The sequence below is a fragment of the Stenotrophomonas maltophilia group sp. msm1 genome (assembly GCF_032025805.1).
Classification (GTDB): Bacteria; Pseudomonadota; Gammaproteobacteria; order Xanthomonadales; family Xanthomonadaceae; genus Stenotrophomonas; species Stenotrophomonas hibiscicola.
On record NZ_JAVSKH010000004.1, the window covers coordinates 272,347 to 285,045 of the forward strand.

General features: G+C 67.0%; 12 protein-coding genes. 9 read left to right on the forward strand and 3 right to left on the reverse strand.

The features are described 5' to 3' along the window. Positions 1-74: 74 nt before the first annotated feature. Positions 75-575: a hypothetical protein gene (locus ROV95_RS18435; RefSeq protein WP_312545693.1), complete on the forward strand. Its 501-nt coding sequence runs from the start codon at positions 75-77 to the stop codon at positions 573-575. An 11-nt stretch (positions 576-586) separates the two neighbouring features. Here the strand turns inward: ROV95_RS18435 and ROV95_RS18440 are convergent, their stop codons facing one another. From ROV95_RS18440 to ftrA, 3 genes are all read right to left on the reverse strand, one after another. Then, positions 587-1,054, reverse strand: coding sequence for a chemotaxis protein CheW (locus ROV95_RS18440; RefSeq protein ID WP_312545694.1), 468 nt, complete (start codon positions 1,052-1,054; stop codon positions 587-589). A 97-nt stretch (positions 1,055-1,151) separates the two neighbouring features. Then, complete coding sequence (locus tag ROV95_RS18445; RefSeq protein WP_312545696.1) at positions 1,152-1,595, reverse strand: BLUF domain-containing protein; 444 nt, start codon at positions 1,593-1,595, stop codon at positions 1,152-1,154. 95 nt (positions 1,596-1,690) lie between these two features. After that, positions 1,691-2,692: a transcriptional regulator FtrA gene (gene ftrA, locus ROV95_RS18450; protein ID WP_058982599.1), complete on the reverse strand. Its 1,002-nt coding sequence runs from the start codon at positions 2,690-2,692 to the stop codon at positions 1,691-1,693. Between the two features lie 337 nt (positions 2,693-3,029). On the opposite strand from ftrA, the gene ROV95_RS18455 reads away from it, so the two are divergent. From ROV95_RS18455 to ROV95_RS18490, 8 genes are all read left to right on the forward strand, one after another. Then, complete coding sequence (locus ROV95_RS18455; protein WP_312545698.1) at positions 3,030-5,606, forward strand: TonB-dependent receptor; 2,577 nt, start codon at positions 3,030-3,032, stop codon at positions 5,604-5,606. Positions 5,607-5,722: 116 nt separating this feature from the next. After that, positions 5,723-6,304, forward strand: coding sequence for an FMN reductase (gene msuE / locus ROV95_RS18460; protein ID WP_312545700.1), 582 nt, complete (start codon positions 5,723-5,725; stop codon positions 6,302-6,304). Positions 6,305-6,461: 157 nt separating this feature from the next. After that, positions 6,462-6,824, forward strand: coding sequence for a DUF3088 family protein (locus ROV95_RS18465; RefSeq protein ID WP_005409341.1), 363 nt, complete (start codon positions 6,462-6,464; stop codon positions 6,822-6,824). Between the two features lie 14 nt (positions 6,825-6,838). Next, on the forward strand, positions 6,839-7,816 hold the full coding sequence (locus ROV95_RS18470; protein WP_312545701.1) for an MsnO8 family LLM class oxidoreductase: 978 nt from the start codon (positions 6,839-6,841) through the stop codon (positions 7,814-7,816). An 18-nt stretch (positions 7,817-7,834) separates the two neighbouring features. Then, positions 7,835-9,178, forward strand: coding sequence for an LLM class flavin-dependent oxidoreductase (locus ROV95_RS18475; protein ID WP_312545703.1), 1,344 nt, complete (start codon positions 7,835-7,837; stop codon positions 9,176-9,178). A 4-nt stretch (positions 9,179-9,182) separates the two neighbouring features. Next, complete coding sequence (locus tag ROV95_RS18480; RefSeq protein ID WP_312545705.1) at positions 9,183-10,403, forward strand: M20 aminoacylase family protein; 1,221 nt, start codon at positions 9,183-9,185, stop codon at positions 10,401-10,403. Then, a complete protein-coding gene (locus ROV95_RS18485) occupies positions 10,400-10,951 on the forward strand; it encodes a GNAT family N-acetyltransferase (RefSeq protein ID WP_312545707.1) in 552 nt (183 codons plus the stop codon). The genes ROV95_RS18480 and ROV95_RS18485 overlap by 4 nt, the downstream gene beginning before the upstream one ends. Further along, positions 10,948-12,693 carry an amino acid ABC transporter permease/ATP-binding protein gene (locus ROV95_RS18490; RefSeq protein WP_312545708.1) on the forward strand — a complete coding sequence of 582 codons (1,746 nt, stop codon included), beginning with the start codon at positions 10,948-10,950 and terminating at the stop codon, positions 12,691-12,693. The genes ROV95_RS18485 and ROV95_RS18490 overlap by 4 nt, the downstream gene beginning before the upstream one ends. Positions 12,694-12,699: the final 6 nt, after the last annotated feature.

Consider the following 12,699-nt stretch of genomic DNA (forward strand, 5'->3'; position numbering starts at 1 on the left):
GCGGCAACGTAGGCCTTTTCTTTGATTCAGAAGTCTACCTACTAGTAGGTTCAATCAACCCTTGGAGATGTTCCATGTCGCACTCTCTGTCCACGCTGGGCGTGATCCACACGGCCGTCAGCCTTGTACCGGTGTTCGCCGGCCTGTATGCCTTCATTCGCCATCGCGCGATCGACCCCGCGACACGCTTCGGCAAGCTGTACCTGCTTGGGCTGGTGCTGTCGGTGGCAACGTCGTTCACCGTCTCCAGTACGGGCGGGATCAACCCGGGCCACGCATTCGGGTTGATCGTGCTGCTGGTCGCCTTCGGCGGCGTGCTGGCCGCCCGGCTGCGCTGGCTGGGGCGCGCAGCGCGTTACCTGTCGACCTTCGCGCTGTCGTTCAGTTTCCTGTTGTCGCTGGTGCCCGGCGTCAACGAAACGCTGACCCGCGTGCCGGCAGCGCATCCGATTGCTGCCGCGCCGATGGCCCCGGTGGTGCTGCACACGCTGCTGGGATTGGCTGCGGTGTTTGTGCTGGGCTTTGCCGCGCAGTGCTGGCACATGCGGTCTCAACCGGTTCGCAGGCGCCCTTGAGCAGAGGCACCTCAGTCCCGCATGGCCATTTCAGCCAGCAACGACTGCGGTTCGATCAGCGCAGCCGAACGTGTGGCATCCACCCGAACATGCCGGCTGCAGAAGTTGAACACCCGACCCTCGGCAGGCGCGGATACGTCTGGCGTTGCGTCCGGCGTCTCGATCTCCAGCACTTCATCCACCGCCAGCGCCAGGGTTGCGCTACCGGCGTTGATCAAGAGCACGGCAGGGCTGCCGCCACCGAATGCCGGTTGACCGCTGAGCCTGCGCAGGTCGGCTACCGGCAATGGCTGCCCCCGTACCTCCAGGGTCCGCCGGCCCTGATGATCTGCGGGGCCGAAGGTCTCGGGGCCGCGTATTTCCACGGCAGCCTGGACGTCGATCGCGAACAGGGCCGTGCCTGCACGAAGGACGACGACCTCGAACAACTCGGCGGGCGAGGCACGTGTTTGCGTTGAACGTTGAGCGGGTACAGGCATGCTGTGGATCTGGCAGGAACGATGGGTAACGCGGCTTGAATGATGACGTCTGCAGGGAGCACGCGGCCGCGTGGGACTACGCGCGCAAGGCGGCGGTTCAGCTGGATCCGACGGGCGCATGGTGCGCACTGAGCGGGCCGATGCGCGGAAAGTGCGGACGCAGCAGGCCGACGAGCTGATCCATGCCCGGAACGGAATGGCCGAATTCGTCCCATCGTGCATTGACCAGGCCGGACACCACGACCTGCCCGGTCTCGATGCGGGTCATGGCCCAATAGGGAACAGCACGCGCGCTGATGGCCATGTCCAGTACCGGAACGACGGCAGCATGCGAGCGACTGTCATGGATGCGGCGCTTGACCGCCTCCAGGCCGTCGGGAGGACCTTCGACGTACTGGAAAAACCGCTGACCGTCGACGAGCAGCGCTCCGGTGACGTCCACGCGACGGTTGAACGTGGCAGAGCAGGAGACGATCTGCCGGAGGATTTCATCGGAAAGCCCAGCCGACATGTGGCTGGCGTAAGCAAATGCGTGGAGCATGGAAGGGGCTTCTTGTGACGCCCGTCACTATACGTGGGGCGCCGTAGCCTGCCGTGAGCCTTTCCTCACGCATCACCTGGGAGTGATGCGTTGGATCAGCAGCCCACCAGCCGATCCGCGCCAATTCCGCCGCGATGCTGGCTGCGGTATTCGGTAGGACTGGCGTCCACCTGGCCGCGGAAGTGCCGGCGGAACGACTCCTGCGAACCAAAGCCGGCCTGCTCGGCAATCCACTGCAGCGGCCGGTCAGTGGTTTCCAGCAGCTCGCGGGCGAATGCCACGCGCTCGCGGATCAGCCAGTCGATGGGTGACAGGCCGGTGGCTTCCAGGAACTGCCGCTGCAGGGTGCGCTGGCTGAGCGCGGCCTGCTCGGCAAGACTGCCCAGCGAGTGCGGCTCGCGCAGGTTGCGGCGCATCCATTCCATCAGTTTTGCCAGACGCGAGGGCTCGCCATGGGGAATGGCGCGGCTGACGCGCTGGCTGCGCCCGGCATCACGCCATGGCGCCAGTACCAGCCGCTCGGCCACCAGGTTGGCCACGCGCGCGCCGTAGTCCTTGCGCACCATGTGCAGCATCATGTCCATGCCGGTGGCCGAGCCGGCCGAGGTGATGATGCTGCCGGTATCGACGTACAGCACGTCCTCGCGCACATCGATGCGTGGGAAGTCGCGCGCCAGCGCTTCGGTGAGGCGCCAGTGGGTTGTGGCCTGGCGGCCATCGAGCAGCCCGGCCCACGCCAGCACGAAGGCACCGGAGCAGATCGAAGCGATGCGCGCGCCACGGCCGTGGGCACGGATGAGTGCATCAAGCAGCGCCTGTGGCGGGCGCTCGCTGGGCTCGCGCCAACCGGGAATGACGATGATGTCGGCATCATCAACTGTGCTGAGGTCGTAGGGAAGCTGCACCTGCGTTCCGCCAAGCATGCGCAGCGCACCGGGTTCACCCGCGCACAGCTGGGTGCGATACCAGGCCACGCCGAGCTCGGGTCTTATCGGCGCGAACAGGCCCACCGCACAGCCGAATTCGAACAGCCCCTGGCCGTGGCAGGCGACGATGGCAACGAGCGGCGCAGCGGGGTCGGCGGGTGGGCTGGGCATGGCTTGATGCTACGGGTGCAGATGCATGGCGCGGAGTGGTGCGCGGGCATGAGGTGATGCCGGCCAGGCATATGGAGCGGTCGCTCCCCTCTTGTAGAGCCGAGCCCACGCTCGGCTCAATACCGGCAGGGGGATGCATCTGACGCCGTCGCGTAGAGCAGCCGAGCGTGGGCTCGGCTCTACAGACAGCAGTGCACCGGCAATGCCGCCTAACGTCATTACCAGCGGTCATGTGGGTGGCCGGATGTTACGGCTGGGTGACGCGATCGCGCCTGTCGCGGTGGGTGAACAGGCCCTTGAATGGAAGCGTGTTTCCGGCCCACCCCCACGAGCCCCCATGCCTGTCGCCCACGCCCCTGTCCTGAGCACTCTCGCTGTCCTGATCACAGCCATCCTCGCCGCTTCGCCCAGCCTTGCGGCTGAAGCCGATGCGGATCCTGCTGCCGCCGCCGCGACGGCCAACGTGGCCGCGTCCACGCTGGATGCCGTGGTGGTGACCGGCTCGCGCACCAGTACGCGTACGGTGAAGAACAGTTCCACGCCGATCGACGTGATCTCCGCCGAAGACCTCACCGCCACCGGCCAGGCCAACCTGCTGGAAGCACTGCAGCGCGCACTGCCGTCGCTCAGCCAGATCGGTGGCTACCAGAGCGACCAGGAGAGCCTGATCCGTGGCTACCAGCTGCGCAACCTGTCGCCCGGCTACACGCTGGTGCTGGTGAACGGAAAGCGCCGCAATGCCAGTGCCTATGTGAGCGGTGCCAACGGCGGCGGCTTCCCAGGCCACGCCTGGGCCGACCTGGCGCTGATTCCGGTGTCGGCCATCGACCATGTGGAAGTGCTGCGCGATGGTGCGTCGGCCATCTATGGCTCGGACGCGATCACCGGCGTGGTCAACGTGATCCTGAAATCGCAGGCACACGGTGGCGAGCTCGCCGTGGAAAGCGGGCAGAGCGTTGATGGCGATGGCTCGCGCACAAGCGTGCGTGCCAACGTGGGCCTGCCGTGGGGCGCCGATGGCTTCGTCAACCTGTCTGGCGAGACCACGCGGCAGCACCACGCAATCCGTACCCGCCGTTACATCGATGGCTACCTGAGCTATCCGGCGGTGGATGCCAACGGCAACCTGGTCGCACTGCGTCCGAACAACCGGCTGCCGGCCGGTGCATCGCCGAACCCGGCCGAGGCCGACCGCGATGCCGAGGCCAACACCATCCTCAGTTCGCCATCGTATGCGCTGAAGGCCTTCGCAGTGAATGCGGGCCATGGCCTGGGCGAAAGCGCGCAGTTCTACGCTAACGCTACGGCCAGTGACCGCACCGCGCAGGCGATCCAGAACTTCCGTCTGCCGGCGACCATCTTCACCACCTACAAGGCACCCGGCGTGCTGAGTGTGTTCCCGGATGGCTTCCTGCCGGTACTGGAAACCAAGGAGAAACAGTACACCGGCACCGCAGGCGTGAAAGGCCAGATCGCAGGCTGGGACTACGACGCCAGCCTTACCGGCAACCGCAGCACGGTGCGCACCTATACGCGCAACTCGGTGAACTACTCGCTGCCATACCCCGGTTCGCCTACCGACTTCTACGACGGCAAGCTGGACTACCAGCAGGGTATCGCCAACCTCGACCTGCGCCGTGGCTTCGAGGTGGCTGCGTTCGCCTCGCCGCTGGAAGTGAGCGCAGGTGCCGAGTACCAGCACGAACAGTACGAACGCGGGGCCGGGCAGTGGGAGTCGTATACCGGCTTTGGTGCTGCGGCCTTCGTCGGCTATTCCACTGCGGACGCGGTGAAGGCTACCCGCAACAGCAAGGCGGTCTATGTGGGCGCGGCCACCAACATCACCTCGCGCTGGTATCTGGATGCGGCCGCGCGCTGGGAAGATCACTCCGACTTCGGCAGTGTCTCCACCGGCCGCCTGACCACGCGCTTCGACTTCACCGACGCGCTGGGCGTGCGTGCCACGGTCAGCAACGGTTTCCACGCGCCCAGCCTGGGCGCGCAGTACTACCAGGCCACCGGCAGCTGCCCGTGCGGCACCACGCTGGTGGCGCAGGTGTCTTCGCCGGCGGCGGTTGCGCTGGGTGCGACGCCGCTGAAGCCCGAGAAAGCCACCAACTACAGCCTGGGCGTGACCTGGGACCCGAGCCCGGCGTTCCACCTGGCCGTGGATGCCTACCAGATCGACATCCGTGGCCAGCTCGGCCAGTCCAGCCAGATCGGCTACAACGCGCAGGATCCAGCGCGCATCACCGACAACAGCGGCACGGTGCTGACTGCGGCGCAGAAGAACACCATCGATGCGCTGCTGGGTTCGGCCGGCATCAGCATCCTGCCGGGTGATGCGTTCTATGCCAGCTACTTCACCAACGTGGGCAATACCCGCACACGCGGTGTCGAGCTGACCCTGGAGGCCAACCAGGAAACCGCGTGGGGCAAGCTGCGCTGGAGCTATGCGGCCAACGTGGGGCGCACCACCATCCAGAAGGTCAGCGACATTCCGGCGGCGCTGCAGGGGCTGCCGAACATCAACCTGTTGACCAAGAGCAGCGAGTACGCGCTGCGCTTCCGTACGCCCAACTACACGCAGGTGGCGGGGTTGGGCTGGCAGAACGGGCGCTGGCGCTCGAACGTCGACTTCACCTACTACGGCCCGATCAAGCGCCTGAACAACGGCGTGGAGTACAAACAGCCGCCGGTGCTGGTGACCAATCTCTCCGGTGGCGTGGAACTGGGTGCGGGCTGGAGTGCGGCGCTGGGCATCAACAACGTGTTCGACAAGCGCACCCGCAAGGTGCCGGAGTACGCGCGCAGTGCCACCGATGTGGCGAGCATCGACACGACCTGGGATTCGGGCGACGTGCTGAGCCGCATCGGGGCGTTCTGGTACGGGCGGATCAATTACCGGTTCTGATCTGGAGCAGTCGAGCATGGCTCGACTCCACAAAGGCGAAAGCAGCCGAGCATGGCTCGGCTCTACACAAGGCGAAAGGCGGCCGGACGTAGTTCGGCATCATCGAGGAGCAGTTCATGTCTTCTGCATTGAAGGTGGTGGCAGTGGTGGGGTCACCGACCAGCTCGGCGACGTCGCGCACGTTGCTGCTGGTGCGGCACTTGTTGGCGTCGTTGCAGCAGCGGGTGCATGCCAGCGCGGAGCTGGTGGAGCTGGCGCCGATCGCGCGTTCGCTGGGGCAGTCGCTGTCGCGCGATGAAGCGGAGCCAGCCGTAGAGCAGGCACTGCAGGCAATCGAGGCGGCCGGGCTGCTGGTGGTGGCGGCGCCGGTGTATCGCGGTTCCTATCCCGGGTTGTTCAAGCACCTGGTCGATTTCATCGGGCTGGAAGCGCTGGTGGATACGCCGGTGTTGCTGGCGGCGACCGGCGGCAGCGAGCGCCACGCGTTGGTGATCGACCACCAGTTGCGGCCGTTGTTCAGTTTCCTGCAGGCGCACACGCTGCCGATCGGGGTGTATGCCACGCCTGCCGACTTCGATGGCGAGCAGATCAACAGTGCAGCCTTGCAGGCGCGCATCGCACTAGCGGCCGAGCGCGCGGCAGGGCATCTGGCTTCGCAGGCGCTGGCGGTACCGGCGCCGCTGCGAAGGATCGCCTGACGGCATAACCGGCGGCGCTTTGCTTATGGCCAAGGCGCATCTGCATGGCCGGATCTGACCGCCGATTGTCGCCTGGCATCGCCGTGCCGACCGCCGTCATCTCTAGCATCGATATCGAAGCGGCATCGCATTGCCGCCCCCCGATGAGGACGACCCCGTGAGTCTGGACGCAACCGACAAGCCCATCCTGTTCCTGCTCGACCGTGAGTTCGAGGACGGACAGATTCCCGGCCAGCGCTTCTTCTGCCGGCACAGCCTGTTGCTGGAAGGTGCGCTGTCGAGCATCGACGGCCTGGACGCGCAGCTGGACGTGCGCCGCATCGGTTTCGCACGGCCGCGCCGGGAGGTGATCGCCGAGATCGGCGAGCAGGACCAGTCGCTGCCGAAGCTGGTGCTGCCGCAGGGCGTGCGCAGTGACCTCGCGAGTGGCGTGCACCAGGACCGCCAGTACATCTCCGGTGCCGAGCCGATCCTGGCCGCGCTGAACGGGTTGCTCGGCATCCCCGTGGCCCATCCCTGAGCGAGGACGCGACCATGAGCTATCAGATCAGCGTGTTGGACAAGAGCCCGGTGGCCGAAGGCGCCTCGCCGGAGCAGGCGCTGCGCAACAGCCTGCAGCTGGCGCAGCGCGCCGAACAGCTGGGCTATCACCGTTACTGGTTTGCCGAGCACCACGCCGCGCCGACCTTGGCCAGCCCCGCACCGGAGGTGCTGGCGGCGTGGGTGCTGGCGCAGACCCGGCGCATCCGTATCGGCAGCGGCGGGGTGATGCTGCGCCACTACGCGCCGTACAAGGTGGCGGAGAACTTCAACCTGCTGGCAGCGTTGGCGCCAGGGCGCGTGGATCTGGGGGTGGGCAAGGCGCCCGGTGGCCTGCCAGCATCGACCGCCGCGCTGGCGGCCGGGCGCCCGGCATTCGCCGATTTCGACCAGCAGCTACGCGACCTGGAGGGCTATCTGTCCGGTGCCGCGACCGAGGCGCTGGCGCGCCCGATTCCACAGCAGGCGCCGGAGCGCTTCCTGCTCGGTGCCAGCCCGCAGAGTGCACGGCAGGCGGCCGAGCTCGGCTGGCGCTTCGTGTACGCCGCGCACTTCGATGGCGACCCGAAACATATCGAGGCTGCGTTCGACGCTTACCGCAGCGTCGCCTCGCAGCCGCCGTTGCTGGCCACGGTGGCCTTCGCCGCACCGACTGCCGAAGCAGCCGCACGCCATATCGGCGCGCTGCGCGTCTACAAGCTGCATCTTGGCCCGGGGCAGACGGTGAACCTGCCCAGCCCCGAGGCGGCTGCCGAGTATGCACGCCAGGTAGGTGTGGCGGACTTCCGCATCGAGGAAACACGGCCAAGCGTGCTGTCCGGCGATGCGCAACAGGTACGCGGCGAACTGGATGCGCTGCACCGACGCTTCGGCGTGGGTGAATTCATCCTCGACGCGCCGGTGGCCGACTTCGACGCACGCCTGACATCCCTCGAACTGCTGTCGCCCGCGCCGCGCGCGGCGGTGGCCTGACCTGCAGGAGCGATTCCCATGAGCACCACCCCGCGCCACATTCCGTTCGGCATCATGCTGCAGGGCCCCGGCAGCCACATGCATGCCTGGAAGCATCCGTCCAATCCGGCCGATGCCAGCGTCAACCTGCAGTTCTACATCGACATCGCGCGCACCGCCGAGGACAACGGCATTGCCTTCGGTTTCGTGGCCGACGGCCTGTACATCAACGAGAAGTCGATCCCGCACTTCCTCAACCGCTTCGAGCCGATCTCGCTGCTGTCGGCGCTGGCCACGGCAACGAACAAGATCGGCCTGGCGGGCACGCTGTCGACGTCCTACAGCGATCCGTTCACGGTGGCACGGCAGTTCGCTTCACTGGATCTGCTCAGTGGCGGCCGCGCCGGCTGGAACGTGGTGACCTCGCCACTGGAGGGTTCGGGCCGCAACTACGGCCGGCCGCACCCGGAGCACGCGCTGCGCTACCAGATCGCCGATGAGTACCTGGATGTCGTGCAGGGGCTGTGGGATTCGTGGGATGACGACGCCTTCGTGCGCGAGCGCGACAGCGGCACGTTCTTTGCGCCGGAGAAGTTCCGCCGGCTCGACCACAAAGGCCGCTTCTTCCAGGTGGAAGGCCCGCTCAACATCCAGCGTTCGCCGCAGGGACAGCCGGTAATCTTCCAGGCCGGTTCGTCTGACGATGGCATCGCGCTGGCCGGCAAGTACGCCGATGCGGTGTTCACCCATTCGCCTTCGCTGGAAGAAACCCGTGCATTCACCCAGAAGGTGAAGAACTCGGCGATCGCGCACGGCCGCAGCGGCAACGATGTGAAGATCTTCCCGGGCATCGGCCCCATCGTCGGCCGCACCGCCGAGGAGGCCGAAGCCAAGTACCAGGCGATCGCCGCACTGGCCACGCTGGAGGATGCACTGGCGTACCTGGGGCGCTTCTTCGATCACCACGATTTCAGCCAGTACGACCCGGATGCACCGTTCCCGGAGCTGGGTGACATCGGCAGCAATTCGTTCCGTTCCACCACCGACCGCATCAAGCAGGATGCGCGTGAGAAGGGCCTGAGCCTGCGCCAAGTGGCGTTGGAAGCGGTGAGCCCGCGACCAAACTTCATCGGCACGCCGGAGCACGTGGCCGATGAGCTGATCCGCTGGTTCGACGCCGGTGCCAGCGACGGTTTCATTCTTGGATTCGCCGCGCAGCGCGAGGGCCTGGACGATTTCGTGACCCAGGTGCTGCCGATCCTGCAGGCGCGCGGCTACCACCAGCGCGAGCTGGAAGGACAGACCCTGCGCGGGCATCTGGGTCTGCCGTACAAGGCCAGCCGCTATTCGACCGACGCCGAACCGGCGCGGAAGGTGGGGTAGGGCGATGAGCGGAGAAACTGCGGCAGCACCGGGCCATGCCCGGCGGGATTCCGCGTCCATCGGCGTGCTGCCGGAAATTGCAGCACGCGCCGAGGCCGCCATCGCGATCCGCCATGACCTGCACCAGCACCCGGAGCTCGCCTTCGAGGAGCACCGCACCAGCGCCCGTGTGGCCGAGCTGCTGCAGCAGTGGGGTTATGAGGTGACCACCGGGCTCGGCGGCACCGGTGTGGTCGGCACGCTGCAGCGCGGGCAGGGCAGCCGTCGTCTCGGCCTGCGCGCCGACATCGACGCACTGCCGATGCATGAGGACTCCGGCCTGGCCTACGCCAGCCAGACCGACGGCCTGATGCATGCCTGCGGTCATGATGGTCACACCGCCATCCTGCTGTCTGCGGCGCATTACCTGGCCCATCACGGCAATATCGACGGGACCTTGCAGCTGGTGTTCCAGCCAGCCGAGGAAACCGGTTCGGGCGCGTCGAAGATGATTGCCGATGGCCTGTTCGAGCGCTTCCCGGTGGATGCGATCTATGGGCTGCACAACTGGCCCGGCGTACCGGTGGGCCACTTCGGTTTCGTCGATGGCCCGGCGATGGCGTCGGTGGATTGGGCACGGCTGAAGGTGATCGGCAAGGGTGGCCATGGCGCCGAGCCACAGGGCAGCGTCGATCCGATCCTGGTGGCGGCGCACATCATCACCGCGCTGCAGAGCGTGGTGTCGCGCAATGTCGATCCGCGGCAGATGGGCGTGGTCACCGTCGGTTCGATCCACGGCGGGCAGGCCGCCAACGTGATTCCGGACGTGGTCGAGCTGAAGCTGACCGTGCGCGCCTACCTGCCGGAAGTGCGCGACACCCTGCGGCGCCGAGTCACCGAGATTGCCGAACAGACCGCCGCCGCGTTCGGTGCGCGCGCCGAGATCGAATTCCCGCGCGGCTTCCCCAGTGTCATCAACCATCCGCAGCAGACCGCCTACATCCGCGAGGTGGCGGTGCAGGGCTTCGGCGCCGCACAGGTAGTGCCCGAATTCGCGCCGCGCACGGCCAGCGAGGATTTCGCTTTCCTGCTGCAGGCACGACCGGGCAGCTTCGTGTTCGTCGGGAACGGCGAGAGCGCACCGCTGCACAGCCCGCGCTATGTGTTCAACGACGCGGCCATTGCCCCCGCCGCCAGCCTGTGGGCGCGGCTGGCCGAAGATTACCTGGTGAAGGACGCAGCATGAGCAGCAACGAACGCTTTCTCTATACCTCGGTGGATCACCCACTGGCGCGGCCGCTGTTCGATGGCCTGGAGCAGGAATACGACAGTCGCTACGCTGATGTGCGTCGACGCATCGGCGGCAGCGCTCGCGAGGAGCTGCAGCGCTACCCGGCGCAGGCCTTTGCGGCCCCGGTGGGCGCCTTCGTGCTGCTGCTGCGCGACGGGGTGGCGATTTCCGGCGGTGCGTTCATGCCGCACCGCGATCCGGATACCGCCGAATTCAAGCGCATCTGGACGCTGCCCGGTCTGCGTCGCCAGGGCATTGCGCGGCGCGTGCTGCAGGAGCTGGAAGAGCAGGCGGCGCGGCAAGGGTACCGGAGGGTGTTCCTGACGACCGGCTTCCGCCAGCCTGAAGCTGTTGGCCTGTACCTGAGCCACGGCTACACCGCGCTGTTCGATCTGGAGGCCGACCCGGAAACCGTTGCGCATCTGCCGTTCGAAAAGCACCTGCGGGCGACGACGCCTGTCGTTACCGCTGCACAGGCACTGCTGCACGGAGCCCACGCATGAGCACACCGTCGACCGCGCTGGAGGGCATCGCCGCTCGTCCGGCGCCCGGACCGGCACTGAAGATCGTGCCGGCCCGGCATCCGCTGCAGGTCTTCGGCACGGTACTGGCACTGGCGCTGATCCTGATCGGGCTGCAGTCCGTGCTGGGCAATCCGCGCTGGGGCTGGGGCACCTTCGCCGAATGGTTCTTCGCACGCCCGGTACTGGAAGGCCTGGGTCGCACGCTGCTGCTGACCGCGCTCGGTACCGGCCTCGGCTTCGCACTGGGCACCTTGCTTGCTTTGGCCCGCGTCTCCGGTTCGCCGCTGCTGTCAGCGGTGTCGTGGGGCTATGTGTGGCTGTTCCGTTCGATCCCGTTGCTGGTGCTGTTGTTGCTGCTGAACAACCTGGGCTACCTGTACAGCACCATCGAACTGGGCGTGCCGTTCACCGGCATCAGCCTGTTCTCGTACCCGACCACGCAGCTGATCGGTGTGTTCACCGCCGCGGTGCTGGGCCTGACCCTGAACCAGGCAGCGTTCTCGGCCGAGGTGATCCGCGGTGGCATCCTCTCGGTTGACCACGGCCAGTACGAGGCGGCGGCCGCGCTCGGCCTGCCGCGTGGCCGCCAGGTGCGCCGCATCATCCTGCCGCAGGCGATGCGTTCGATCCTGCCGGCGGCGTTCAACGATGTGATCGGCCTCGCCAAGAGCACCTCGGTGGTCTACGTGCTGGCGCTGCCGGAGCTGTTCTACACCGTGCAGGTGATCTATCGGCGCAACCTGGAAGTGGTGCCGCTGCTGATGGTGGCCACGGTCTGGTACCTGGTGATCCTGACCGTGTTGTCGCTGCTGCAGCGGCGCGTGGAACAGCGCTTCGCGCGCGGCCAGCTGCAGCGCGAGCGCTCGGTGTCGCGGGTGTCGTCACCGGTGCGGACATCCAGTGATGCTGCGCCGCGCGTGGCCAACCGCCCGCGCATCGCCACCCAGGTGGAGGCGGACGAGGGTGCGGCGGTATCGCTGCATGGCGTGGGCAAGGTGTTCGGCGATCAGCCGGTGCTGGAAGACGTGAACCTGGAGCTGCGCGCCGGCAGCGTGACGGTGCTGGTCGGCCCGTCCGGTGCCGGGAAATCCACGCTGCTGCGGTTGATCAACCACCTGGAACGCGCGGACAGTGGTTACGTGACTGTTGGCGGCCAGCTGATCGGTTACCGCCGCGAGGGTGACACGTTGTACGAACTTCCCGAGCGCGAGATCCGCCGTCGGCGTGCCGAGGTGGGCATGGTGTTCCAGGGCTTCAATCTGTTCCCGCACCTGACCGCATTGGAGAACATCATCGAGGCGCCAATCGCGGTGCGCGGCGTGCCGCGTGCGCAGGCCGAGCGGCAGGCGCGCACGCTGCTGGAGCGGGTCGGCCTGGCCGACAAGGCCGATGCGTTCCCGCGCCAGCTGTCCGGTGGCCAGCAGCAGCGCATCGCGATTGCCCGCGCGCTGGCGCTGCAGCCGAAGGTGCTGCTGTTTGACGAACCCACGTCGGCGCTGGACCCGGAACTGGTGGCGGAGGTGCTGAGCGTGATCGAGGAGCTGGCCCGTTCCGGCACCACGCTGGTGATCGTCACCCATGAGCTGAGCTTCGCCCGCCGCGTGGCCGACCACGTGGTGATGATGGACCAGGGCCGGGTGATCGAGCAGGGCACGCCCGAGGCCCTGTTCGAGCGCCCGCGCCAGCAACGCACCGCCGATTTCCTGGCCAAGACCCTGTAACCCCGG

What these genes read in the sequence shown, in the direction of transcription:
- ROV95_RS18440 (WP_312545694.1), bottom strand. Translation starts at nt 1,054, where the DNA reads ATGCCTGTACCCGCTCAACGTTCAACGCAAACACGTGCCTCGCCCGCC.
- ROV95_RS18435 (WP_312545693.1), top strand. Translation starts at nt 75, where the DNA reads ATGTCGCACTCTCTGTCCACGCTGGGCGTGATCCACACGGCCGTCAGC.
- ROV95_RS18445 (WP_312545696.1), bottom strand. Translation starts at nt 1,595, where the DNA reads ATGCTCCACGCATTTGCTTACGCCAGCCACATGTCGGCTGGGCTTTCC.
- ROV95_RS18475 (WP_312545703.1), top strand. Translation starts at nt 7,835, where the DNA reads ATGAGCACCACCCCGCGCCACATTCCGTTCGGCATCATGCTGCAGGGC.
- ROV95_RS18455 (WP_312545698.1), top strand. Translation starts at nt 3,030, where the DNA reads ATGCCTGTCGCCCACGCCCCTGTCCTGAGCACTCTCGCTGTCCTGATC.
- ROV95_RS18470 (WP_312545701.1), top strand. Translation starts at nt 6,839, where the DNA reads ATGAGCTATCAGATCAGCGTGTTGGACAAGAGCCCGGTGGCCGAAGGC.
- msuE (WP_312545700.1), top strand. Translation starts at nt 5,723, where the DNA reads ATGTCTTCTGCATTGAAGGTGGTGGCAGTGGTGGGGTCACCGACCAGC.
- ROV95_RS18480 (WP_312545705.1), top strand. Translation starts at nt 9,183, where the DNA reads ATGAGCGGAGAAACTGCGGCAGCACCGGGCCATGCCCGGCGGGATTCC.
- ftrA (WP_058982599.1), bottom strand. Translation starts at nt 2,692, where the DNA reads ATGCCCAGCCCACCCGCCGACCCCGCTGCGCCGCTCGTTGCCATCGTC.
- ROV95_RS18490 (WP_312545708.1), top strand. Translation starts at nt 10,948, where the DNA reads ATGAGCACACCGTCGACCGCGCTGGAGGGCATCGCCGCTCGTCCGGCG.
- ROV95_RS18485 (WP_312545707.1), top strand. Translation starts at nt 10,400, where the DNA reads ATGAGCAGCAACGAACGCTTTCTCTATACCTCGGTGGATCACCCACTG.